Raw genomic sequence first — 23,678 nt, forward strand, 5'->3', positions numbered from 1 at the left:
GTACCGGCCTCTTCGCCGGCAAGGCCGGCGCCTACCAGAGCCGCGGTGTCTCTGTAGGAGCCGGCGTTGCCGGCGAAGCTTTTCAGCGCCCCAGATAAACCTCGATCACCCGATCATCGGCTTGCACCTGTTCCAGCGAACCCTCTGCCAGCACGCTGCCCTGGTGCAGCACCGTCACATGGTCGGCAATGCTGCCGACAAACCCCATGTCGTGCTCCACCACCATCAGCGAATGCCGGCCGGCCAGGCTTTTGAACAGCTCGGCGGTGAATTCGGTCTCGGCGTCGGTCATGCCCGCCACCGGTTCGTCCAGCAGCAGCAACTGCGGGTCCTGCATCAGCAGCATGCCGATCTCCAGAAACTGCTTCTGCCCATGGGACAGCAACCCCGCCGGGCGCTGCGCCGACCCGGTCAGGCGAATGGTCTGCAGCACCTGGTCGATACGGTCGCGCTGTTCGCCGCCGAGTCTTGCGCACAGGCTGGCCCACACCGACTTGTCGGCCTTCTGCGCCAGTTCCAGGTTTTCGTACACGCTCAAGGCCTCGAACACCGTCGGCTTCTGGAACTTGCGTCCGATGCCGGCCTGGGCGATCTGCACCTCGCTCATGCGCGTCAGGTCCAGGGTCTCGCCGAACCAGGCCTTGCCGGTGGTGGGGCGGGTCTTGCCGGTGATCACGTCCATCAGCGTGGTCTTGCCCGCCCCGTTGGGCCCGATGATGCAGCGCAACTCGCCCACGCCGATGTACAGGTTCAGCGCATTCAGCGCCTTGAAGCCGTCGAAGCTCACGCTGATGTCCTCCAGCGTCAGCACCGTGCCGTGGCGCACGTCCAGCCCCGGCTGGCGTGCCTGGCCCAGGCCGATGGCATCGCGACCGCTGCCGGCGTCGATGATCGGTTCGAGCATGAACTCGGGGTGTACGGCAGGCAGTGGTACGCTTCTCATTGTTCACCCCTTTTCTTCAGCAGGCCGACCACGCCCCTGGGCAGGTAAAGCGTTACCAGAATGAACAGCGCACCGAGAAAGAACAGCCAGAACTCGGGGAACGCCACGGTGAACCAGCTCTTCATGCCATTGACCACGCCGGCGCCCAGCAGCGGCCCGATCAGCGTGCCGCGCCCGCCCAGGGCTACCCACACGGCGGCCTCGATGGAGTTGGTGGGCGACATCTCGCTGGGGTTGATGATGCCCACCTGCGGCACGTACAGCGCACCTGCCAGGCCGCACAGCACGGCGCTCAGCACCCACACGAACAGCTTGAAGCCGCGCGGGTCGTAGCCGCAGAACATCAGGCGGTTCTCGGCGTCGCGCAGCGCCGTGAGCACGCGCCCGAACTTGCTGCGCGCCAGGCGCCAGCCCAGGTACAGGCTGCCCGCCAGCAAGGCCACGGTGAGCAGGAACAGCACCGCGCGGGTGCCCTGGGCGGTGATCTCGAAACCCAGGATGCTGCGAAAGTTGGTGAAGCCGTTGTTGCCGCCAAAGCCGGTCTCGTTGCGAAAGAACAGCAGCATGCCGGCAAAGGTCAGGGCCTGGGTCATGATCGAGAAGTACACGCCCTTGATCCGCGAACGGAACGCGAAGTAGCCGAACACCAGCGCCAAAAGCCCCGGCGCCAGCACCACCAGGCACAGTGCCCAGGCAAAGTGCTGGGTGCCGGCCCAGTACCACGGCAGCTCGCTCCACGACAGAAAGGTCATGAACGCCGGCAGGCCGTCGCCGGCCGCTTCGCGCATCAGGTACATGCCCATGGCGTAGCCGCCCAGGGCGAAGAACAGGCCATGGCCCAGCGACAGCAACCCGGCGTAGCCCCACACCAGGTCCAGCGCCAGGGCAACGATGGCGTAGCACAGGATCTTGCCCACCAGGGTCAGGGTGTAGGCCGACACCTGCAGGCTGTGGCCGGCTGGCAGCAACGACAGCAGTGGCAGGGCGATCAGCACCAGCAGCACCAGGGCGCCGACGGCCAGGGTCAGGCGCGGGCCGGCCTTTTGTGTAGCAGTGACAAGCAGTGGCTGGTTCATCAGTCGATTACCCGTCCCTTGAGGGCGAACAGGCCTTGCGGACGCTTCTGGATGAACAGAATGATCAGCGCAAGGATGAGGATCTTGCCGAGCACCGCACCGATCTGCGGCTCCAGCAACTTGTTGGCTATGCCCAGGCCGAACGCGGCCCACAGGCTGCCGGCCAGTTGCCCGACGCCACCGAGCACCACCACCAGGAACGAGTCGATGATGTAGCTCTGGCCCAGGTCCGGGCCGACGTTGCCGATCTGGCTCAGGGCCACGCCGCCAAGGCCGGCGATACCCGAACCCAGGCCGAAGGCGAGCATGTCCACGCGCCCGGTGGGCACGCCGCAGCAGGCGGCCATGTTGCGGTTCTGGGTGACGGCGCGCACGTTCAGGCCCAGGCGGGTGCGGTTGAGCAGCAGCCAGGTGAGCAGCACCACGCACAGGGCGAAACCGATGATCACCAGGCGGCTGTAGGGCAGCACCAGGTTGGGCAGTACCTGCAGGCCGCCGGAGAGCCAGGCCGGGTTGGCCACCTCGACGTTCTGTGCGCCGAACAGCAGGCGGATGGCCTGGATCAGGATCAGGCTGATGCCCCAGGTGGCCAGCAGGGTTTCCAGCGGGCGCCCGTACAGGTGGCGGATCACCGTGCGTTCGAGCAGCATGCCGACCCCGGCACTCACACCGAAGGCCACCGGCAGTGCCAGCAACGGGTAGAAGTCCAGCGCGCCGGGGGCGTAGCGCTGCACCAGCACTTGCACCACGTAGGTGCTGTAGGCGCCGAGCATCAGCATTTCGCCGTGGGCCATGTTGATCACCCCCAGCAGGCCGAAGGTGATCGCCAGGCCCAGGGCTGCCAGCAGCAGGATCGAACCCAGCGACAGCCCGCTGAAGGCCTGGCCGAGCAGCTCGCCGATCAGCAGCTTGCGCTTGACCTGGGCCAGGCTGGTTTCGGCGGCGGTGCGCACCGTGGGGTCGGTTTCCACACTGGGGTCGAGCAGGCTTTCGAGGCGGGTGCGGGCCATCGGGTCGCCGGTTTCGCCCAGCAGGCGCACGGCGGCCAGGCGTACGGCGGGGTCTGTCGCGACCAGTTGCAGGTTGGCCAGGGCCAGGCCCAGGGCTGCGTGCACGGCGGCGTCGGGCTCGCTGGCAAAGCGCCGGTCGAGGAAGGCGACCTGAGCGGGCTGCGCGCTTTTCTGCAGTTGCTGGGCGGCGGCCAGGCGGACCCTGGCGTCATCGCTGAGCAGTCGATGGCTGGCCAGGGCGTTGTCCACCAGGCCGCGCAGGCGGTTGTTCAGGCGCAGCTTGCGGCTGTCGTCCGGGCCCAGGCGGCCTTGCTGCAGCGAACTCAGCAGTTCGAGGCGCGCGGGGTCGGGTTGCGCCGCCCAGCCCTGCAGCAGGCTGGCCTGTTCGTTGGGCTTGGCGGCGATGAAGTAGTCGGCGTCGCCAGCGGCCCGGGCTGCCAGAGGCAGCAGCAGGAGCAGGGCGAGCAACAGTCGGTGGAGGACCTTGGGCATATCGGTGTCCTGGAGTCGGCATTCGCCGGCAAGGCCGGCTCCTACAACGGCAAGGCAGCGCCTTGCCGGCGAATGGGCCGCACGGCGGCCCCCTGCCTCAGTTGCCTTTCACGGCATAATCCGGCCGCTTGTCGTTGCCCGGAATGAACGGGCTCCACGGCTGCGCGCGCAGCGGCTGCTCGGTCTGCCACACCACGCTGAACTGCCCGTCATCCTGGATCTCGCCGATCATCACCGGCTTGTGCAGGTGGTGGTTGGTCTTGTCCATGGTCAGGGTGAAGCCCGATGGCGCCTTGAACGTCTGCCCCGCCAGCGCCTCGCGCACCTTGTCCACATCGGTGCTCTTGGCCTTTTCCACCGCCTGGGCCCACATATGGATGCCCACATAGGTGGCCTCCATCGGGTCGTTGGTCACCGCCTTGTCGGCGCCCGGCAGGTTCTTCGCCTTGGCATAGGCCTTCCAATCGGCCACGAACTGCGTGTTGACCGGGTTGTCCACCGACTCGAAGTAGTTCCATGCCGCCAGGTGCCCCACCAGCGGCTTGGTGTCGATGCCGCGAAGCTCCTCTTCACCCACCGAGAACGCCACCACCGGCACGTCGGTGGCCTTCAGGCCCTGGTTGGCCAGTTCCTTGTAGAACGGCACGTTGGAGTCGCCGTTGACGGTGGAGATCACCGCCGTCTTGCCCCCGGCCGAGAACTTCTTGATGTTGGCCACGATGGTCTGGTAATCGCTGTGGCCGAACGGGGTGTACACCTCCTCGATGTCCTTGTCGGCCACGCCCTTGCTGTGCAGGAACGCGCGCAGAATCTTGTTGGTGGTGCGTGGGTACACGTAGTCGGTGCCCAGCAGGAAGAAGCGCTTGGCCGCGCCACCGTCCTCGCTCATCAGGTATTCCACCGCCGGTATCGCCTGCTGGTTGGGCGCTGCCCCGGTGTAGAACACGTTGGGCGACATCTCTTCACCTTCGTACTGCACCGGGTAGAACAGCAGCCCGTTGAGTTCCTCGAACACCGGCAGCACCGACTTGCGCGACACCGAGGTCCAGCAGCCGAACACCACCGCGACCTTGTCCTGGGTCAGCAACTGGCGGCTCTTCTCGGCGAACAGCGGCCAGTTGGAGGCCGGGTCGACCACCACCGGCTCCAGCAGCTTGCCGTTGACCCCGCCCTTGGCGTTGATCTGCTCGATGGTCATCAGGGCCATGTCCTTGAGCGAGGTCTCGGAGATCGCCATGGTGCCCGACAGCGAATGCAGGATGCCGACCTTGATGGTCTCGGCGGCCTGGACCGTCCAGCTCAGGCCCATCGCGGCAATCGACGCGCTGAGGGTGAATGCCTTGATCAGACTGCGACGCTTCATAGTGCTCTCTCCATGGGATCGAATGGTTCTGCTGGGCAGACCGCGACTTTGTGCAGAGAGCTTTAGCAAGGGCTGTGCCGATGTCGCACACAGGCTTGCCAGCGGCGTGTTCACAAGGTGCAGGGCAGGGTGGGTGCACCGGGATGGCGCTTGTCGTGGTGCAGTACGCGCAAGACTGCACAGCAATAGTTCACGGCGATGCCTTATGCTTGCGCCCTCACTTCAACTCGGCTCAAGGATTTTCGCCATGGAAGCGTCATCGCTGTACTTTCGCTGCAACATCACCCCGGCCCAGTACCAGGCCGCGGTGACCTCACCTGCGGCGGGCGCTGGCGAGTTCGATGACTGGCAGCAATGGCTGGACGCCGCGGAGGTGCACGGGGTACGTGATCTTGACCAGAAGGCGCCTGAAAATGCGGTGGCGCTGGGCGAGTTGCTTCAGGGCTGGGTCGACTGCATGTACGGCAGCCTGATGCAGTACGACGAGGCGTCGCAGGTCTGGCAGTTCGCGTTGGTGGAGTTCACCAACAATTACGGCGAGATGATCCAGCTGCTGGCCCCTCTGCGTCAGATGGCGAAGTACGCCAAGCCGGAGTCGGACAGCTTCCTGCTGGTCTATTCGTATATCTGGGGTGATGGCGACAATGCGTTCCTCACCCTGGGCCAGCAGCGCAGCCAGTTTGCCAGCGGCCCTTCGCCCGAACAGCGGGCCGAGGCCGATGGCGTGCTGGAAGGGCTTGCCCAAGCCCTCCAGCAGCAGGAGTACGACTATGACTGACGCGGCGTGGTAGCGGGCACCGGCACACGCGCCTGGCGCTTGCGGCGCACGGTCTGGTAGGTCACGGCCAGCAGCACGAACCACAGCGGCGTCACCAGCAGGGCCTGGCGGGTATCGCTCTCCAGGCACAGCAACACCAGGATGAAGGCGAAGAACGTCAGGCATACCCAGCACATGAAGCGCCCGCCCGGCATCTTGTACTTCGAGGCCTGGTGCAGCGGCGCACGCTCCTTGCGGTAGGTGAGGTACGACAGCAGGATCAGCGTCCACACGAACATGAACAGGATCGCCGACACCGTGGTCACCAGGGTGAAGGCCTCGATCAGGTCGGGGATCACGTACATCAGGGCCGCGCCCAGCAGCAGGCAGGTGCACGAGAAGTACAGGCCGTTGGCCGGCACCTTGCGGCTGGACAGGGTCTCGAAGCTTTTCGGCGCATCGCCCTGCTGGGCCAGGCCGAACAGCATGCGGCTGGTGGAAAACACCCCGCTGTTGGCCGAGGAGGCCGCCGAGGTCAGCACCACGAAGTTGATGATGCTCGCCGCCGCCGGCAGCCCGGCCAGCACGAACAGCTCGACGAACGGGCTCTTGCCCGGCACCACGTCGCGCCACGGGGTGACGGCCATGATCGCGATCAGCGCCAGCACGTAGAACATGATGATGCGGATCGGGATCGAGTTGATCGCCCGCGGCAGGGTGCGCTCGGGGTTCTTCGCCTCGGCGGCGGTGGTGCCCACCAGTTCGATGCCGACGAAGGCGAACACGGCAATCTGGAAGCCCGCGAAAAAGCCCATCAGGCCATGGGGGAACATGCCCGCGTCATTCCACAGGTTGCTCAGCTGTGCACTGGTGCCGGTGGGTGATTGGAAGCCGACGAACACCATGTACAGGCCGGTGCACACCAGCGCCATGATCGCGATGATCTTGATCAGGGCGAACCAGAACTCGATTTCGCCGAACAGCTTCACCGTGATCAGGTTCAGCGACAGCAGCACGCCGACGCAGGCCAGGGCTGGCGCCCACTGCGGCAGGTCAGGGAACCAGAACTGCGAGTAGGCGGCGATTGCGATCACGTCGGCAATGCCGGTGATGATCCAGCAGAACCAGTAGGTCCAGCCGGTGAAGTAGCCGGCCCAGGGGCCGAGCAGGTCGGCGGAGAAATCGATGAACGACTTGTAGTTGAGGTTCGACAGCAGCAGTTCGCCCATGGCACGCATGACGAAGAACAGCATGAAACCGATGATCATGTAGACGAAGATGATCGACGGGCCAGCCAGGCTGATGGTCTTGCCCGAGCCCATGAACAGGCCGGTGCCGATGGCCCCGCCAATCGCGATGAGCTGGATATGGCGGTTGGTGAGGTTGCGTTGCAGGTCGTGGGCCGGGGTGTCCGGCGGTTGCTGGTTGGTCATGGGTGGCATTCCATTGAGGAGTCAGTCTTCTTGTGCGTGAAGCGCTCGCTAGGCTATCACGGGCTTTTGCCCTGGCGAGGTGGCAATACGTCTCAAGTTGGTACGTTCGCACCGCTTTGTTGATCGCGGTCAAGGCAGGATTTCCGGGCCAGGCAAGGGCTCAGCGCCAGGCAGCAGTTCAGCGCCGGCGCATCATGCCGATGAAGAACAGCCCGCCGATGGCCGCCGTGGCGATGCCGATGGGCAGGTCTTCAGGGGCGATCAGGGTGCGTGCGGCCACATCCACCCAGATCAGGAACAGGCTGCCCAGCAGCAGCGACACCGGCAGCAGCCGGCGGTGCTCGGCGCCCACCAGGCGCCGCGCAATGTGAGGCACCATCAGGCCGACAAAGCCGATGGAACCGCTGATCGCCACCAGCACGCCGGTCAGCAGCGAGCAGATCAGAAACGCCAGCAGGCGCACCGAGCGTGCGTTCAGGCCCAGGGTCACGGCGGTCTGCTCGCCGGCCATCAGCGCATTGAGCGCGCGTGCCATGCCCAGCAGCAGGCCCAGCCCCAGCAGCACGCTGGCTGCCGGCACCGCCAGCAGCTCCCAGCGCGCCAGGCCCAGGCCGCCGAGCATCCAGAACATCACCGCCGAGCTTGCACGATGATCGCCCATGAACAGCAGCGGGTTGGCCAGCGCCATCATCACGAAGGCCACGGCCACCCCGCACAGCAACAGGCGGTCGCTGTCCAGGCGGCCATGCCGGCTGGCAATCGCCAGCACCAGCAGCATGCTGCACAGCGCGCCGACAAAGGCTGCCAGCGGCAGGGTCAGCACGCCGATCAGTTCACCCACATGCAGCACCACCAGCACCGCACCCAGGGTGGCGCCGGAGGTCACGCCGAGCAGGTGCGGGTCGGCCAGCGGGTTGCGCGTGACCGCCTGCAGCACCGCGCCGATCATCGCCAGGCCGCCGCCCACCAGCGCGCCCAGGAGCATGCGCGGCACCCGGATCAGCCACACGATATGTTCCTGGCCGGCGGTCCAGGCGGGCACCTCGGGGGCAATACCGAACACCTTGAACAGCAGCACCCGGGCGACCACCTCGACCGGCACCGGGGCCGAACCGAACCCCAGCGAGAGCACGCACGACACCAGCAGCAGGCCGCTCAGCGCCAGCAGCATCAGGCGATAGCGATTGTTCATGCGCCGTGCAGGCCCTTGGCGATGGCCTCGATCGCCTCGACGTTTTCCAGGCTCGGCGTGGCGGCCACATAGGGGATGACCACGAAGCGCCGGTTACGCACCGCGTCGACCGATTGCAGGGCCGGGTGCTGTTCCAGAAACTGCTGCTTCTGCGCGGCGGTGATCTCGCCGTAGTCGACGATCACGATTACCTCGGGGTTGCGTTCGACCACGCTTTCCCAGTTCACGCGGGTCCAGCTGGCCTCGATGTCATCGAGGATGTTGCGCCCGCCGGCGGCGTTGATCAGCGCTTCGGGCATGCCCAGGCGCCCGGAGGTCATGGCGCGGTCTTCGCCGCTGTCATACAGGAACACCCGCGGGCGCTGCGTCGGCAGGTGCTGCTGCACGCTGGCCACGCGCTGCTGCATCTGCTCGATCAGCTGGCTGGCGCGGGCCTGCACGTCGAAGATCCGGCCCAGGTTGCGCAGGTCGTTGTAGGTGTCGTCCAGGCTCGCCGGCGGGCGCTTCATCACGAACGCGCACGACTCGGTCAGCTCGTATACCGCGATGCCCAGCGGTGCCAGGCTCTGCGGGGTGAGGTCGCCGCCCACGCGCATGCCGTAGTCCCAGCCGGCGAAGAAGAAGTCGACGTTGGCGTTGAGCAGGGTTTCCACCGAAGGGTACTTGCTGGCCAGCTCCGGCAGGCCGTCGAGTTCCTTGCGCAGCGCCGGGGTCACTGCCTTCCAGCCGCTGACGCCGCTGTAGCCGACCATCTTCGTGCGCAGGCCCAGGGCGAGCATCATCTGGGTCATGTTGATGTCGTGGCTCAGGGCGCGTTCGGGGGCCTTGGCGAAGGTCACCTCGCGGTTGCAGCTGTGCACCGTGAGCGGGTAGCGCGTGGCCTCGGCCAGGGCCGGGCCGGCGACCAGCAGCAGCGCGGCAAGCAGGGCGGATCGAATCATTGGGGGGCTATCCAGGTGATGCGTGGATGGTCGGCCAGCGGGTGGCGGTCGATCAGCGCCTGAACGCCGAACACCTCGCGCAGCAGCTCGGCGGTGAGGACCTGGTGCGGTGTGCCGCTGGCCACGATGCGGCCGTGGTCGAGCACGTACAGGCGGTCGCAGAAGGCGGCGGCCAGGTTCAGGTCGTGGATGCTGGCCAGGGTGGCGATGCGCAGCTGGCGCACCTGGTGCAGCAGGGCCAGTTGGTAACGCGGGTCGAGGTGGTTGGTCGGTTCGTCGAGGATCAGTACGCGCGGTTGCTGCACCAGGGCGCGGGCCAGGATCACGCGCTGCTTTTCACCGCCCGAGAGGGTGGCGAAGGCGTGGTCGTCGAAGCCGTGCAGGCCGACATCGAGCAGCGCCTGCTGCACACGCTGGCGGTCTTGGCGGCTGTCGCCGTCGAACAGGCCCTGGTGCGGAATGCGCCCCATGGCGACCACTTCGGCCACGCTCAGGCCAAACGCGTCGGGAAACTCCTGCAGCACCACCGCGATGCGCTGGGCACACCAGCGCGGCGATTGTTGCCAGAGGTTGTGGTCGTCGAGGGTGATGTGCCCGCGTTCGGGCGCGTTGAAGCGGTAGGCGCACCGCAGCAGGCTGGTCTTGCCGCTGCCGTTGGGGCCAATGAGGCCGACGAATTCGCCGGGGCGCACCTGCAGGTCGACGCCACGCAGCTGGAACTGGTGGTGGCAGTGGCCGTGGCCTTTGGGGGACCAGTGCAGGTTGTGGATATTCAGGGTGGTCATGTGTCGTCTATTCGGGCCTCTTCGCCGGCAAGGCCGGCTCCTGCAGGACCGGTGTGGTGTGTAGGAGCCGGCCTTGCCGGCGAATGGGGCGACGCGGTCAGAAGGTGTAGTCGGCCGTCACGAAGAACGCGCGCGGCTCACCCAGGATCCATTGCTGGCCGTCATTGTACTGACTTTGCGCGTACCGACGGTCGAACAGGTTGTTCAACTGCAGGCCCAGCGTGGTATCGCTGAGCACCTGCCACGCCACCGAGGCATCCACCACCGTGTAGCTCGGCAGCCGGGTAGTGTTGCCCATGTCGGCATAGCGCCCGTCCACATAGCGCACCCCGGCGCCGGCGCGCAGGCTGTCGGTCAGGCCCTTGCTCAGCCACAGGTTGGCGGTGCGCCCCGGTACGTCGGTGGGGCGGTTGCCGGCCCGCGATACCATCACGCCGTTCACCTCCTGCTCGAATTCGTCATAGCGTGCACGCACGAACGCGGCGTTGGCCTGTACCTGCCAGTCGTGCGGCAGCTGCAGGTCCAGGCTGGCCTCGATGCCGTCGGACGACTGCTTGCCCACCTGCAGTTGCCGGCCGGTGCCGATCTGCGACGGGTCGTCGGTGAGTAGGTCCTTCTTGACGATGTGGTATGCCGCCAGGGTCCATTCGCCACGCTGCTGCCAGAACTGCTGCTTGACCCCGACCTCGGTCTGGCGCGCCTTGGCCAGGCCGTACTGCTGCTGGTCGGGGCTCAGCGAGATCAAGCCGCCAACGCCATCGGTGCTGGTGGCGTGCTGGGCATACAGCGACGTTTCGGGGGTGAGGGCGAACACCAGCCCGGCCTTCCAGTTGTTGCCGTCCAGGCTGGTGTCGCTGCGTGTGTTGCCGGTCACTTCGCTGCGCAGGTCGTTGCGGTCCAGGTGCACCACGTCGCGGCGCACGCCCGTCACCAGCGACAGGCGCTCGGTGAGCTGCAGGCGGTTTTCGGCGAACAGCGCGAACTGGTGGGTCAGGCTGTCGAACTGCGGACGATAGGCCGAATCGCTGGCAAAGCCGCTGCGCTGCGGGTGGTGCAGGTCGATCGGCTCGCCGCCGACGATGCTGTCGTTGAACGGCGCGTTGCTGTTGAGCTGGAAGCGGATGCGGTTGTAGTCGGCGCCCACCAGGGTCTGGCTGTCGAGGCCGAACAGGCTGTGCCTGAAGGTGAAGGTCTGGCGATCACCCAGCTGCTCCTGCTGGTGCTTGATGCCGAAGTTGCCACTGCGCAGCAGTTGCTGGCTGGCCGCATTCCAGGTGTAGTTCTCGGCGTTCTGCCAGCGGCGGTTGGCCTTGAGGTAGTACAGCTCGTTGGTGGAGCTGACGCTGTCGCTGATCTGCCACTCGGTGGTCAGGCGCGTCCACTGGTCGTTGTAGTGCTGCTTGTCGTTGCTGATGTTGTAGTTCTTGTCGCGCAGGCTCTCGCGCAGGTGGCCGTTGATCAGCGGCGTGCCGAAGTAGTTCATCGGCTTCTGGTCGCCATAGTCGTGCGCCAGGGTGAAGGCCAGGTCGTCATTGGCCTGCCAGCGCAGCGCCGCGCTGATGGCGGTGCTGCTGGAGTCGCCGTGGTCGATCCAGCCGTTGCTGCGCAGCTGGTTGATGTTAAGGCGGTAGGTCAGGCTGTCGGTGAGCGAGCCGCCGCTGTCGAGGGCGGTCTGCTGGCTGTCGTGGCTGCCGTAGCCCAGGCGCAGGTGGTTGACGATCTCGCCCTCGAAGGGCTTTTTCGGCACCACGTTGACCACCGCACCGGTGGCGCCTTCGCCATACAGCACCGAGGCCGGGCCGCGCAGAACGTCGATGCGTTCCACCGACCAGGTGTCCACCGGGAAGGTCACGGTGCCCATGCCGGTGTACATGCGGTTGCCGTCGAACAGCTGCATCACCGAGCTCTGCCCGGTAAAGCCGCGGGCCTGCAGCGAGGTGCCGCCATCGCCCGGGGTGCCGGTGCGGCTGATGCCGGTGCTGCGCGACACGCCGTCCTGCACGCTGCGATCGCCACGTGCACGTACCTGCTCGCCGCTCAGGCTCTCGACGCTGCCCGGGGTTTGCAGGGCGTTCAGGTTCAGGCGCGAACCGGCGCTGGTCGGGGTATCGAGGCTGACCCGCTGTTCGGCGTCGGCCGTGGCGGTGATGGTGCCGGCTGGCAGGGTCAGGGTGTTGGCCAGGGCGCAATCGCACGCGGCCAGCAGGCTCAGGGAGCCGATCAGGTACTTGTTCATCGGAAGGGGAATCGCTTGTCCATAAGGCCCGGGCGCGTCGGTGCGCCGGGTTCGAGGCGGGTGTTTTTCGGGGCGTATAATGTAACATTTTGCCGATTGGCGGTAGCGCAGCGTGCTCATGTGCTGCATGAGCAGGGCTCAGGTTGGCGCCGACGGTCTGCCAGAGGGCGCGGCCAGTGGCCGCGCCCGTGTGGTGCATCAGAAGCTCAGGTCGACCTTGGTCCAGAGGGTACGCCCTGGCTCGCTGATCGCCTGCGGATCACTGGCCGGGTAGCCGAAGCCGGCGTTGCCCGCCAGGTTCAGGTGCTCGGCGTAGGCCTTGTCGAACAGGTTGTCGACGCCGGCACTGAGCTTGATGTTCTTGCTCACGCGGTAGGCGCCGTTGAGCGAGAACACGCCGAAGCCTGCGCTTTTCTCGTAGTCCTTGCCCACCACGTTGCCGGAACCCTCGGCGATGCGGTTCTGCGCCGAGACCAGGCGCCACAGCGCACCGGCGCTCCAGGCGTCGCGGCTGTAGGTCAGGCCCAGGCGGCTTTCCAGCGGCGGCATCTGCGGCAGCGCCTTGCCATCGCTGCTGTTCTTGCCCCAGGCGTAGGCCAGGGTGGCGTCGGCTTTCCAGTTGGGCGCGAACTGATAGGCCGCGCCCAGCTCGCCGCCCATGATACGGGCATCGATGTTCTGCGCCTGGGAGCTGAGCATGCCCATCATGCCGGGACGATAGTCGAACAGGATGTAGTCGCGCACCTGGCCGACATAGCCCGAGGCCCAGGCTTCGAGCTGCTCGGTCTTGTACTGGATGCCCACGTCCAGCTGGGTGGTCTTCTCCGGCTTGATCGAGTCGAACGCATTGAGCGAGCCGGCCGGGCCCGACTTGGGCGAGAACAGCTCCCAGTAGTCGGGGAAGCGCTGGGCATGGCCCAGGCCCACATAGGTGGTGGCCGGGAGGTCGAGCAGGTCGTGCTCGTAGCGCACGAACCCGCTGGGCAGGGTGTCGGCGCGGGTGTTGCCGCGGGTGGCGCTGGCTTCACGAAAATCCTTGGCCGAGGCGCGGTCCAGGCGCGCGCCGCTGACCAGGCGGTCCTGGCTGGAGGTTTCCCAGGTCAGCTCGCCGAACACGCCGTAGTTGTGAAAGTCCGCGTCCTTGGTCCAGGGCTCGGCCTTGTGCGCATCCACGCCCATGCCGCCGCGCTGGCGATGTTCGTTGGTCTGCGCATCGACACCGCTGACCAGGGTCACGTCCTCCCAGCGCCAGGTGGCCTTGAGCCGCCCGCCGAGGGTGCGGCGGTCGACGTTGCTGACCATCGGCCCGGCCATCATGCCGCTGGTGGGCGAGGTGCGCAGGCTGTAGTTGTCCATCACGTGGTCGGCGTAGTTGTAGTAGACCTGGGCTTCGAGCTTGTCGAGCACCCCGCCCAGGTTGGATTTCTCAAAGCGCAGGCCCAGGCTTTCGCGCTTGAACTGCGAACCGTCCATGCCGCGCCCGGCATAGCGCGCCTCTCCATCGCCCTTGCCGGCAGTGAGTTCGAGCAGGGTGTCGGCATCCGGGGTCCAGCCCAGGGCCACGTCACCGTTCCACTTGTCCCAGCGCGAGGGCACGGTGTCGCCGTTGCCGTCCTTGTAGTCGTCGGAGCGCGACTGGTTGCCGACAAAGCGTGCATAGCCCTGTGCGTTGCCTGCCGCAGCATCCAGCACCTTGTCGAAGCGCCCGTTGGAGCCGGCCAGCAGGCTTGCGTTGACGCGGCTGCCGAGCTCGCCGAACTGTTCGGGCTCGCGGTCAAAGAGGATGGTGCCGGCCGAGGCGCCGGGGCCCCACTGCACGCTCTGCGGGCCCTTGATCACGGTGAGGCGGTCGTAGGTTTCCGGCGAGATGTACGAGGTGGGTGCGTCCATGCGGTTGGGGCAGGCGCCGAGCATCACGCCGCCGTTGGTAAGGATGTTCAGGCGCGAGCCGAACATGCCGCGCAGCACCGGGTCGCCGTTGGTGCCACCGGCACGGATGGCCGAGAAGCCCGGGATGGTCTTGAGGTAGTCGGCGCCGTCGCTGGCCGGTACCGGCTGGCGTGGGTCCTTGGGGTTGGTGACGATGGTCAGCGGCGAGCTGGGCGCCACGGCAGTGATCACCGTGGGGCTCAGTTCGGCGTGGTCGTGGCCTTCGTGGCCGCTGTCGGCGGCCAGGGCCACGTGGCTGAACAGGGTGCCGCACAGCAGGGCGATGGTGCCTTGCAGCGACAGGCGCAGGGTAACGGTAGAGCCGGACATAGTATTTCCAACATCGTGTGGTCGTGAGGGTGCGCAAGAGCCTCGGCAGCAAGCCGGGCCCTGGGGCGCATGCAAAGTGGGTTCAGACGACGATGTGGGCAGGTGGCGCGCGGCTGCGGGCGCCGGGGAAGATGGCCTGGCGCGCATGGCCCTGGCGCGGCTGGGCGCGCAGGGTGGTGTGGGGCGAGACGGCCTCGGTGTCGAGCAGGCTGAGCGTCTGCGGCAGCGCCGGGCAGTGGAAGAACAGGCTGCAGTAGCCGCACTTTTCCCAGATGACGTGCAGTGCTGCCGGGTTGTCGGCCGGGCTGCTGGCGTGGCTGCCTGAGTGGCAGTCCATGGCCATGTCCATGCCGGGCATGGAGGCACGGTGATCCATCGGCATCGACTGGGAGACCAGTGGGCCGATGAAGATCATCAACATGGCGAACAGGCTCAGCCAGCTGCCGCGTGCTCGTTGGAGGTCAGCGGGGCGGGCGAGCCTGCCACGGGGCAGGCGCATGGCGTGCAGCCGTCAGCGAATCAATGGCTGTGGGCGGTGCCCTCGGGGGCCTGTTTCTGCACGGCCACTTCGACCGTGATGTTGCCGGCCTTCTGGAAATGCAGGGTCAGCGGGAAGCGCTTGCCGTCGCTGAGCAGGCTGCGGTCCTTGGGCTGCATCAGCATCACGTGGTAGGCGCCGGGGGCGAACACCAGGTCGGCACCGGCGGGGATGTCGACACCCTGCACCTGCTGCATCTTCATCAGGCCGTCCTTGTGCACATGCTCGTGCAGTTCGGCGTTGTCGGTGATCGGGCTGTCGACGCCGAGCAGGCGGTCGGCGCTCTTGCCGTTGTTGTGCACGACGAAATAGGCGGCCACGTTGGGGGCGTTGGGCGGCAGCTCCTGCGACCACGGGTGGGCGATATGCAGGTCGCCCACGGTGTATTCATGGGCGTTGGCAAAGGTGGCGGGCAGCAGCAGGGCGGCCAGCAGCAGGGCGTTCTTGAGCATGGTCAATCTCCGTTCGGGTCAGGTTCGCAACTGGTAGCGTAGTGAACTCAGGCCTGGGGGGAGGCGCGGGGATTGAGCGCGGGCCATTGCTGGCGTGGCGTGGGGTGGTAGCTGGCGAGTAGCGGTGACGGGGTGTTGAGGGTGTGCTCGGACGTCACCAGCCGTGGCGGGTGGCCGGGCAGGGCCAGCAGCGGGGCAGTGCCGGAGCAGCACCAGCAGTGCTGCATGGTGGAGTGGTCGTCGTTCTGCTGTTGGCCGTCGGGGGCATTCAGCGAGATGGCGATCATCTTGGTCACGCCGCTGGAGCAGAAGGTGCCCCACAGCAGTTGTTCGGGTTGGGCTTTTGCAGCGGCGGCGGACAACGGCATGGCCAGCAGATTGAACAGCACTGCGAAGCAGGCGATCCAGGCGTAGGCGAGCCGGTGTGCGGGCATGGGGAGATCCGGTCAGGAATCGAGTGGGGCTATTTAGCCAGATGTCGAAGTATATGTAAAAAAGCCGGGGTGTGATGGAGTGTCGCAGGTGGGGTAACTGCGTCGACAGCGCATCTATCCTTCCCCTGACCTTGTGTCAGCCTTTTTTGATCGACTCTGGAGCTGTGTGCACCCGTCAAAGCGCCGCCAGCACATCGGCGACGCCCACGAACTCCCGATCCACCCCCGCCAGCGCCGGCCGCTTCAGGATCAGTACCGGCACACCCCGCTCGCGCGCCACTTCGAGCTTGGGCTCGGTCGCGGCGCTGCCACTGTTCTTGCTGATCAGCACGTCCACCCGGCAACGCTCGAACAACGCCCGTTCATCCTCCAGGCGAAACGGCCCCCGCGCGCCGATCACTTCGCATCGCGCATTCCCCTCGCACGCCTCCAGCGCGCGCAAGGTCCAGAACTGCTGCGCGGGTATCTCGTGCAGGTGCTGCAACGGCTCGCGCCCCAGGGTGAACAGGGGCCGGCGAAACGGTTTCAATGCCTCGATCAACTGCGTCCAGTCCGCCACTTCCCGCCAGTCGTCACCGGCCTGCGCCTGCCACGCCGGGCGCCGCAACGCCCAGCATTCAACCCCGGCCAGGCGCGCTGCCTGCGCCGCATTGCGGCTGATCTGCGCCGCATACGGGTGGGTCGCGTCGATCACCAGACCGATGCCTTCGGCCCGCAGGTAAGCGGCCAGGCCCTCGGCCCCACCATAGCCGCCCACCCGCACCTGGCACGCCAGGTCGCTGGGCACCCGGCCGATACCGGCCAGGCTGTAGACGTGCTGCGGGCCCAGCTGACGGGCTATCAACAGCGCCTCGGTCACGCCGCCCAGCAACAGGATGCGCCGGCTCATCGAACACCCGCCCGGCCGACGATGCCGCCCTGGCGGTCGATGGCGAACACCTCCACCTGTACCTGCGCCGGCACCACGCTGCGGGCGAAAGCCAGCGCGTGCTCGCACACCGCATCCCCCAGCCCGACCCCCGCCGCACTGGCCAGGGCCAACGCCTGCTGGCTGGTGTTGGCGCCGATGATCGCCGCCTGCAACGCGGCGTCGGCACCCACCGCCGCCGCCCAGCCAGCCAGTTGCGGCAGGTCGATGCTCGAATGCCGGCTGTGCAGGTCCATGTGCCCGGCCGCCAGTTTGCTGATCTTGCCGAAGCCGCCGCAGATGCTCAGCTTGCCAACCGGCACCTTGCGCAGGTGCTTGAGCACCGCGCCGACAAAATCGCCCATCTCGATCAGGGCGATGTCGGGAATGCCGTAGACCCGGCGCATGGTGTCTTCGCTGGCATTGCCGGTACACGCGGCAATGTGTTCGTAGCCATTGGTCTTGGCCACGTCGATGCCCTGGTGGATCGAGGCAATGTAGGCCGCGCAGGAAAACGGCCGCACGATGCCACTGGTGCCCAGAATCGACAGCCCGCCGAGGATGCCCAGGCGCGGGTTCATGGTCTTGAGGGCCAGGCTGTCGCCGTCCTGCACGTTCACGGTGACCTCGAAGCCCCCCGCGTAATCGCACTCCAGCGCCAGACGCTGCAGGTGCTCGGTCATCATGCGCCGCGGCACCGGGTTGATCGCCGGCTCGCCCACCCCCAGCACCAGCCCGGGGCGGGTCACGGTGCCCACGCCGATGCCGGCGACAAAGCGCACGCCCGGCTCGGCCAGCAGCCGCACCTGGCTGTAGAGCAGCGCGCCATGGGTCACGTCGGGGTCGTCGCCGGCATCCTTGAGGGTGCCGGCTTCGGCGCCTGGCCCGGCCAGCCGGCAGAACTCCAGGCGCATCTGCACCTGTCTGCCCTTGGGCAGGGTGATCTGCACCGCGTCGTCGCATTGCCCGCTCAACAGCAGGCGCGCCGCCGCCAGGCTGGTGGCAGTGGCGCAGCTGCCCGTGGTCAGGCCGCTGCGCAGCGGCGCCGGCTGTTCTGCGGTTTCGTCACGCATCGAGGGGCTTTACCACATCAAGCAGGGTGATCGGCAGCGCCTGGCGCCAGGTGTCGAACTCGCCCAGCGGCTGCGCCTGGGCCACATGGATACGGGTGAGCTCGCCGCCATGACGTTCGCGCCAGCTCATCAGCAGGGTCTCGCTCTGCAGGGTCACGGCATTGGCCACCAGCCGGCCACCGGGGCGCAGGTGCGCCCAGCATTCGTCCAGCACGCCCTCGCGGGTCACGCCGCCACCGATGAAGATCGCGTGGGGCCGCTCCAGGCCCTGCAACGCCTGCGGGGCGCGCCCGCGCACCAGTTGCAGGCCAGGCACGCCCAGGGCGTCGCGGTTGTGTTCGATCAGTTGCTGGCGGCCGGCGTCGGCCTCGATGGCCAGTGCCCGGCAACTGGGGTGGGCGCGCATCCATTCGATGCCGATCGAGCCGCTGCCGGCGCCCACGTCCCACAGCAGCTCGCCCGGCTGCGGGGCCAGGCGGGCGAGGGTGATGGCGCGCACGTCGCGCTTGGTGATCTGCCCGTCGTGCGCGAAGGCCGAATCGGGCAGGCCGGCCAGCGGCGACAGGCGCGGTGCATCGGCGCCGGCCCGGCAGTCGATGGCCACCAGGTTGAGGTCGGCGAAGTCGGCGTCCTGCCAGCCATCGGCACGGGCATCGATGCGCCGTTCGTCGGCGCCGCCCAGGTGCTCCAGCACGCTCAGGTGGCTGGGGCCGAAGCCGCGCTCGCGCAACAGGGCGGCCAGGGCGGCGGGGCTGCTGCGGTCATTGCTCAGCACCAGCAGGCGCTGGCCGCTGTACAGGTGGGCGGCCACGGCGGCGACCGGGCGTGCTACTACCGACAGCGTGACCACATCCTGCAGGGGCCAGCCCAGACGGGCGGCGGCCAGCGAGTAGGAGGACGGTGCAGGCAGCACCCGCATGGCCTCGGCCGGCAGCTGGCGCGCCAGGCTGGCGCCTACGCCGTAGAGCATCGGGTCGCCGCTGGCCAGCACGCACACCGGCTCGCCACGTTCGGCCAGCAGCGGCGCCAGGGAAAACGGGCTGGGCCAGGCAACCCGTTCGGCGCGCGAGCAGTGGGGCAGCAGGGCCAGCTGGCGCGGGCTGCCGAACACCTTGGTGGCTCGCAGCAGGGCATGCCGAGCCTGTTTGCCCAGGCCCGTGAAGCCGTCTTCGCCAATACCTACTACCGTCAACCAGGGCGCCATGCCGTTCCTCTTCGCTTGCCTATCCGACCGGCTGGCTTAGCCTGCCGACGGACAAAGCAGGCATAATACCGCGCCTTTGTGCTACCAGCGCCTTTTGACGATTGCCGGGTGATCCCTTGCCGCAACCCCTGCCCACTCCAGCTCTTCGCCCCTCGGCCTGCCCGGGGTTGTGGCGTATCGTGCAGGCGCTGGACGGCGGCATTTCACGCATCAAGCTCGACGCCGGCACCCTGAGCGCGGCCCAGGCACACGCAGTGGCCGACGCCGCCGAGCGCTTTGCCGGCGGCGTGATCGAGGTAACCAACCGCAGCAACCTGCAGATTCGCGGCATCGGTGCCGACCACGCCGGGCTGGTGGCATGCCTGCTCGACTCCGGCCTGGGCCCGCGCCAGGCGGCGGGCGACGATGTGCGCAACCTGATGCTCAGCCCGGCGGCCGGTCTCGACCCGGCCATGCTGTTCGACAGCCGGGCGCTGGCGGGGCAGATCCTCGAATCGCTGCAGACCTGCGAGCGCTTTCATCAGTTGTCTGCCAAGTTCGCCGTACAACTGGACGCTGGCGAAGACCTGGCCATGCTCACCCACCCCCACGACCTGTGGCTGTCGGCACTGCGCCTGGACGGCGAGGTGTGGCTGGCCTTTGGCCTGGCCGGCTGCCCGGCCGAGGAGGGTGCGCTGGGCGCGGTGCCGCTGGCCGATGGGCACGCGCTGGTGCTGGCGGTGTTGCAGCGGTTTCTCGACCTGGCCACTGCGCAGCAGGCGCGCATGCGCCAGTTGCTGGCCGAATGCGGCAGCGAGGCGTTCGTGCAGGGCCTTGGCGTGGCGCTGCGCCGCGACCACGCGGTGCTGGGCTGGCGCCGGCCGCGACGTGACCAGGCCCGCCATCTGGGTGTCTACCCACAGCGCCAGACGGGCAGGGTCGCGGTGGGCGCCGCCGCACCGCTGGGGCGCCTGAGCGCCGCGCAGTTGCGTGGCGCCGCGCACCTGGCCAGCAGCCTGGGCGACGCCAGCCTGCGCATGACGCCCTGGCAAAGCCTGCTGCTGCCCAATCTTGCCGCCACCGACGCCGAGCTGGCACTGGCCGGGCTGGCAGCGCTGGGCTTGCTGTGCGACCCGGCGCAGCCGCTGGCGCGCATGGTGGCCTGCACCGGTTCGGCCGGCTGCGCCAAGGCCCTGGCCGACACCAAGGCCGACGCCGTGCAGCTGGCGGCGCTGCTGCGCGAGCCGGGCCCGGTGGCCGGCATTCACCTGAGCGGCTGCGCGCGTTCCTGCGCGCTGGCCCACCGTGCACCGGCCACCCTGCTGGCGGTCGGGCCCGGGCATTACGACCTGTATTTTCACGACCCGGCGCAGCCGGGCCTGGGCGCCCCTGGCGGGCGCAACCTGACATTGAAAGAAGCGGGCGCGCAACTCGACGCCCGCCTACGGAGCAACCCCGATGATTGATTACATCCGCGACGGCCAGGAGATCTACCGCAACTCCTTCGCCATCATTCGCCAGGAGGCTCGCCTGGAGCGGATCCCGGCCGACCTGGAAAAACTCGCGGTGCGGGTCATCCATGCCTGCGGCATGGTCGAGGTGGTCGACAAGCTGCGCTTCAGCGAAGGCGCCGGCAAGGCCGGGCGCGAGGCGCTGGCCAACGGTGCGCCGATCCTGTGCGATGCGCGCATGGTCGCCGAAGGCATCACCCGTGCACGCCTGCCGGCCAACAACGAGGTGATCTGCACCCTGCGCGACGACAGCGTGCCGGGCCTGGCCAAGGAGCTGGGCAACACCCGCTCGGCGGTGGCCCTGGAGCTGTGGCGCCCGCACCTGGAAGGCAGCGTGGTGGTGATCGGCAATGCGCCGACCGCATTGTTCTACCTGCTCGAGATGATCGATGCGGGGGCGCCGAAGCCTGCGCTGATCCTCGGCTTCCCGGTCGGTTTCGTCGGCGCGGCCGAGTCCAAGGCGATGCTCGCGGCCGACAGCCGTGGCGTGCCGTTCGTGATCGTCGAGGGCCGCCTGGGCGGCAGCGCGATGGCAGCAGCGGCGGTCAATGCCCTGGCCACGGAGGTCGAATGATGCAGCCACGCGGACGACTGCTTGGCCTGGGCGTGGGCCCCGGCGACCCCGAACTGATCACGGTCAAGGCGCTGCGCCTGCTGCGCGAGGCGCCAGTGGTGGCGTATTTCGTGGCCAAGGGCAAGCGCGGCAATGCCTTCGGAATCATCGAGGCGCACCTGCAGCAGGCGCAGACATTGCTGCCGCTGGTGTACCCGGTGACCACCGAGGCGCTGCCGGCGCCGCTGTCGTATGAACAGGTGATCAGCGACTTCTACGACGGCGCCAGCCTGGAAGTGGCCGCGCACCTGGATGCCGGCCGCGACGTGGCGGTGATCTGCGAAGGCGACCCGTTCTTCTATGGCTCCTACATGTACCTGCACGACCGCCTGGCCGAGCGCTACGAGGCCCAGGTGATCCCCGGCGTGTGCTCGATGCTCGGTGGCGCCTCGGTACTCGGCGCGCCGCTGGTGTACCGCAACCAGAGCCTGTCGGTGCTGTCGGGCGTGCTGCCGGCCGACGAGCTCAAGCGCCGCCTGGCCGATGCCGACGCGGCGGTGATCATGAAGCTGGGGCGCAATTTCCCCAAGGTGCGCCAGGTGCTGGCCGAACTGGGCCTGGCCGAGCGAGCGCTGTACGTGGAGCGCGCGACCATGGCCAACCAGAAGATCGTGGCGCTGGATGCGGTCGACCCGCAGTCCTCGCCATACTTCTCGCTGATCATCGTGCCGGGTGAACGGTGGCAAGGGTGATGACATCTCACGCACCGGCCATCGTGATCCTGGGCAAGGGCAGCCTGGCCACTGCCCGCAGGCTCCAGCAGCTGTACCCCGATGCATTGATCCACGGCCTGGCCGGGCGGGTCGAGGGCACGGACCGCAGCTACCAGGACTTCGGCGCCACCCTGCGCCAGTTGTACCAGCAGGACACACCGATCATTGCCCTGTGCGCCGCCGGCATCGTGATTCGCAGCCTGGCCAGCGTGTTGCTGGAGAAGGGCGCCGAACCGCCGGTACTGGCCGTGGCCGAAGACGGCAGCGCCGTGGTGCCGCTGCTGGGCGGGCTGGGCGGGGTCAACGGGCTGGCCCGCGAGATCGCCGCCGGCCTCGGCGTGGCGCCGGCCATCACCACCAGCGGCGAGCTGCGCTTCGGCACCTGCCTGCTCAACCCGCCCAGTGGTTATGCGCTGGCCGACCTGGAGCTGGGCAAGCGTTTCGTGTCCGACCTGCTGGCCGGTGAAAGCGTGCGCATCGATGGCGCCGCACCGTGGCTCGAACAGGCGCAACTGCCGCAGAGCGAGCAGGCGCAGCTGGCCATTCACGTGGGCTGCGATGCACGTGAGGCCGACGCCAACGAGCTGGTGATCTACCCGCGCTGCGTGCTGGTGGCCGTGAGTGCCCAGGTGCCGGAGCTGGCCGCGGCGGTGCGTGCGGTGCTGCACCGCGCGAAGATCGCCGAGCCGGCATTGGCCTGCCTGCTGGCGGCCGACAGCGAGATGGCCAGCCCGGCGTTGCACGCGGCAGCGGCCGAGCTGGGCGTGCCGTTGCGCTTCGCCCCGGCCGCCGGCAGCGTTGCCGAGCTGGCCGCGCAGGCCTGGCCGCAGTTGCTGGCGCCGCAGTGCGCAGGCGAGGGCGTGGCGATTGCGGTGGCCGGCCAGCCGATCGACCCGCAACGGATCGGGCGCGCCCGTGGCCGCCTGGCGGTGATCGGCCTAGGCCCGGGCGCCGCCGACCTGATGGTGCCGGCGGTCAAGGCCGAGCTGGCACGCGCCAATGACGTGCTGGGTTATGAAACCTATGTGCGCATGGCCGGCCCGTTCCGCGCCGATCAGGTGCTGCACTGCACCGACAACCGCGAAGAAATGCAGCGCGCACGGCATGCCTTCGAGCTGGCCGCGCAAGGCCGCTCGGTGGTGGTGGTATCGTCGGGCGACCCGGGCGTGTTCGCCATGGCAGCGGCGGTGCTCGAAGCCCTGCACGAGTCGACGGACCCGCAGTGGCACAGCGTCGAGCTGCAGGTGCTGCCGGGCGTCTCGGCCTCGCTGGCCACCGCCGCGCAGGCCGGTGCGCCGCTGGGGCATGACTTCTGCGTGCTGTCGCTGTCGGACAACCTCAAGCCCTGGGACATCATCGAGAAACGCCTGGACCTCGCCTGCCAGGCCGACCTGGCGCTGGCCTTCTACAACCCGATCTCGCGCTCGCGGCCCTGGCAGCTGGGGCGTGCCCTGGAGATCGTGCGCCAGCACCGCACGCCAGCCACCCCGGTGGTGCTGGGCCGTGACATCGGCCGCCCCGGCCAGACCCTGCGCACCCTGACCCTGGGCGAGCTGACGCCAGAGCAGGTGGACATGCGCACCATGGTGCTGGTGGGGTCGTCCACCACCTGCACCTTCGCGCGTGCCGACGGTGGCGAGTGGGTGTACACGCCGCGTTGGTATGGCGCCGGCCGCCCTGGATAGCCACAGGGTCTCGTAGGGAAAGAAAGGTGCGCCTGGAAACGGGCGCACCTTTTTTCATGCAGGCCCGGTGATAGTTTGCAGT

21 protein-coding genes are annotated in these 23,678 nt (G+C 67.8%); 5 read left to right on the forward strand and 16 right to left on the reverse strand.

What is annotated here, in order from left to right:
• Positions 1 to 82 precede the first annotated feature (82 nt).
• The 4 genes from urtD to urtA all read right to left on the reverse strand — a co-directional run bounded on the left by urtD (position 83) and on the right by urtA (position 4,884).
• Positions 83 to 943 carry an urea ABC transporter ATP-binding protein UrtD gene (urtD, locus tag NP552_RS08745; protein ID WP_167400197.1) on the reverse strand — a complete coding sequence of 287 codons (861 nt, stop codon included), beginning with the start codon at positions 941 to 943 and terminating at the stop codon, positions 83 to 85.
• Positions 940 to 2,019 carry an urea ABC transporter permease subunit UrtC gene (urtC, locus tag NP552_RS08750; protein ID WP_043863489.1) on the reverse strand — a complete coding sequence of 360 codons (1,080 nt, stop codon included), beginning with the start codon at positions 2,017 to 2,019 and terminating at the stop codon, positions 940 to 942. The genes urtD and urtC overlap by 4 nt, the downstream gene beginning before the upstream one ends.
• Entirely contained in the window at positions 2,019 to 3,521 is a 1,503-nt protein-coding gene (gene urtB / locus NP552_RS08755; protein ID WP_104572981.1) for an urea ABC transporter permease subunit UrtB, read from the reverse strand. The genes urtC and urtB overlap by 1 nt, the downstream gene beginning before the upstream one ends.
• A gap of 97 nt (positions 3,522 to 3,618) precedes the next feature.
• Positions 3,619 to 4,884, reverse strand: a complete 1,266-nt coding sequence (gene urtA / locus NP552_RS08760) for an urea ABC transporter substrate-binding protein (RefSeq protein ID WP_043863487.1) — start codon at positions 4,882 to 4,884, stop codon at positions 3,619 to 3,621.
• A 247-nt stretch (positions 4,885 to 5,131) separates the two neighbouring features.
• Between urtA and NP552_RS08765 the strand changes: the two genes are divergently transcribed.
• Complete coding sequence (locus NP552_RS08765) at positions 5,132 to 5,662, forward strand: hypothetical protein (protein ID WP_104572980.1); 531 nt, start codon at positions 5,132 to 5,134, stop codon at positions 5,660 to 5,662.
• On the opposite strand, the gene cycA is transcribed toward NP552_RS08765, so the two are convergent.
• The 12 genes from cycA to NP552_RS08825 form a co-directional block, all read right to left on the reverse strand.
• Positions 5,653 to 7,074 carry a D-serine/D-alanine/glycine transporter gene (gene cycA / locus NP552_RS08770; protein WP_054916158.1) on the reverse strand — a complete coding sequence of 474 codons (1,422 nt, stop codon included), beginning with the start codon at positions 7,072 to 7,074 and terminating at the stop codon, positions 5,653 to 5,655. The genes NP552_RS08765 and cycA overlap by 10 nt on opposite strands.
• 178 nt (positions 7,075 to 7,252) lie before the next feature.
• Positions 7,253 to 8,266, reverse strand: a complete 1,014-nt coding sequence (locus NP552_RS08775) for a FecCD family ABC transporter permease (RefSeq protein ID WP_274096638.1) — start codon at positions 8,264 to 8,266, stop codon at positions 7,253 to 7,255.
• The gene (locus NP552_RS08780; RefSeq protein ID WP_274096639.1) at positions 8,263 to 9,207 is read right to left on the reverse strand and encodes an ABC transporter substrate-binding protein; all 945 of its coding nucleotides are present in this window, start codon (positions 9,205 to 9,207) and stop codon (positions 8,263 to 8,265) included. Before NP552_RS08780 ends, NP552_RS08775 begins: the two co-directional genes overlap by 4 nt.
• Complete coding sequence (locus NP552_RS08785; protein WP_043863482.1) at positions 9,204 to 9,992, reverse strand: ABC transporter ATP-binding protein; 789 nt, start codon at positions 9,990 to 9,992, stop codon at positions 9,204 to 9,206. The genes NP552_RS08780 and NP552_RS08785 overlap by 4 nt, the downstream gene beginning before the upstream one ends.
• Positions 9,993 to 10,089: 97 nt before the next feature.
• The gene (locus NP552_RS08790) at positions 10,090 to 12,228 is read right to left on the reverse strand and encodes a TonB-dependent receptor (RefSeq protein WP_274096640.1); all 2,139 of its coding nucleotides are present in this window, start codon (positions 12,226 to 12,228) and stop codon (positions 10,090 to 10,092) included.
• 198 nt (positions 12,229 to 12,426) lie between these two features.
• Positions 12,427 to 14,487 carry a TonB-dependent copper receptor gene (locus NP552_RS08795; RefSeq protein ID WP_274096641.1) on the reverse strand — a complete coding sequence of 687 codons (2,061 nt, stop codon included), beginning with the start codon at positions 14,485 to 14,487 and terminating at the stop codon, positions 12,427 to 12,429.
• 82 nt (positions 14,488 to 14,569) lie between these two features.
• A complete protein-coding gene (locus NP552_RS08800; protein ID WP_054916154.1) occupies positions 14,570 to 14,986 on the reverse strand; it encodes a DUF2946 domain-containing protein in 417 nt (138 codons plus the stop codon).
• A gap of 20 nt (positions 14,987 to 15,006) precedes the next feature.
• Positions 15,007 to 15,477: a copper chaperone PCu(A)C gene (locus NP552_RS08805; protein ID WP_229589702.1), complete on the reverse strand. Its 471-nt coding sequence runs from the start codon at positions 15,475 to 15,477 to the stop codon at positions 15,007 to 15,009.
• Positions 15,478 to 15,524: 47 nt separating this feature from the next.
• On the reverse strand, positions 15,525 to 15,911 hold the full coding sequence (locus NP552_RS08810) for a DUF2946 domain-containing protein (protein WP_054916153.1): 387 nt from the start codon (positions 15,909 to 15,911) through the stop codon (positions 15,525 to 15,527).
• A gap of 175 nt (positions 15,912 to 16,086) precedes the next feature.
• The gene (locus NP552_RS08815; protein ID WP_054916152.1) at positions 16,087 to 16,800 is read right to left on the reverse strand and encodes a cobalt-precorrin-6A reductase; all 714 of its coding nucleotides are present in this window, start codon (positions 16,798 to 16,800) and stop codon (positions 16,087 to 16,089) included.
• Complete coding sequence (locus NP552_RS08820) at positions 16,797 to 17,891, reverse strand: cobalt-precorrin-5B (C(1))-methyltransferase (RefSeq protein WP_043863475.1); 1,095 nt, start codon at positions 17,889 to 17,891, stop codon at positions 16,797 to 16,799. The genes NP552_RS08815 and NP552_RS08820 overlap by 4 nt, the downstream gene beginning before the upstream one ends.
• Complete coding sequence (locus NP552_RS08825; protein WP_043863474.1) at positions 17,884 to 19,095, reverse strand: bifunctional cobalt-precorrin-7 (C(5))-methyltransferase/cobalt-precorrin-6B (C(15))-methyltransferase; 1,212 nt, start codon at positions 19,093 to 19,095, stop codon at positions 17,884 to 17,886. The genes NP552_RS08820 and NP552_RS08825 overlap by 8 nt, the downstream gene beginning before the upstream one ends.
• A 101-nt stretch (positions 19,096 to 19,196) precedes the next feature.
• Here NP552_RS08825 and cobG point away from each other — a divergent pair, with 101 nt between their 5' ends.
• From cobG to cobJ, 4 genes are read left to right on the forward strand one after another with little or no spacing between them, the layout of a single operon-like run.
• The gene (cobG, locus tag NP552_RS08830; protein WP_443201032.1) at positions 19,197 to 20,540 is read left to right on the forward strand and encodes a precorrin-3B synthase; all 1,344 of its coding nucleotides are present in this window, start codon (positions 19,197 to 19,199) and stop codon (positions 20,538 to 20,540) included.
• Entirely contained in the window at positions 20,533 to 21,159 is a 627-nt protein-coding gene (locus tag NP552_RS08835; protein ID WP_054916150.1) for a precorrin-8X methylmutase, read from the forward strand. Before cobG ends, NP552_RS08835 begins: the two co-directional genes overlap by 8 nt.
• Complete coding sequence (locus NP552_RS08840) at positions 21,159 to 21,890, forward strand: precorrin-2 C(20)-methyltransferase (protein WP_054916149.1); 732 nt, start codon at positions 21,159 to 21,161, stop codon at positions 21,888 to 21,890. Before NP552_RS08835 ends, NP552_RS08840 begins: the two co-directional genes overlap by 1 nt.
• Entirely contained in the window at positions 21,890 to 23,596 is a 1,707-nt protein-coding gene (cobJ, locus tag NP552_RS08845) for a precorrin-3B C(17)-methyltransferase (protein WP_274096643.1), read from the forward strand. The genes NP552_RS08840 and cobJ overlap by 1 nt, the downstream gene beginning before the upstream one ends.
• Positions 23,597 to 23,678 lie beyond the last annotated feature (82 nt).

Origin of the sequence: Pseudomonas sp. 8209, assembly GCF_028682105.1 — a bacterium.
Taxonomy (GTDB): domain Bacteria; phylum Pseudomonadota; class Gammaproteobacteria; order Pseudomonadales; family Pseudomonadaceae; genus Aquipseudomonas; species Aquipseudomonas palmensis.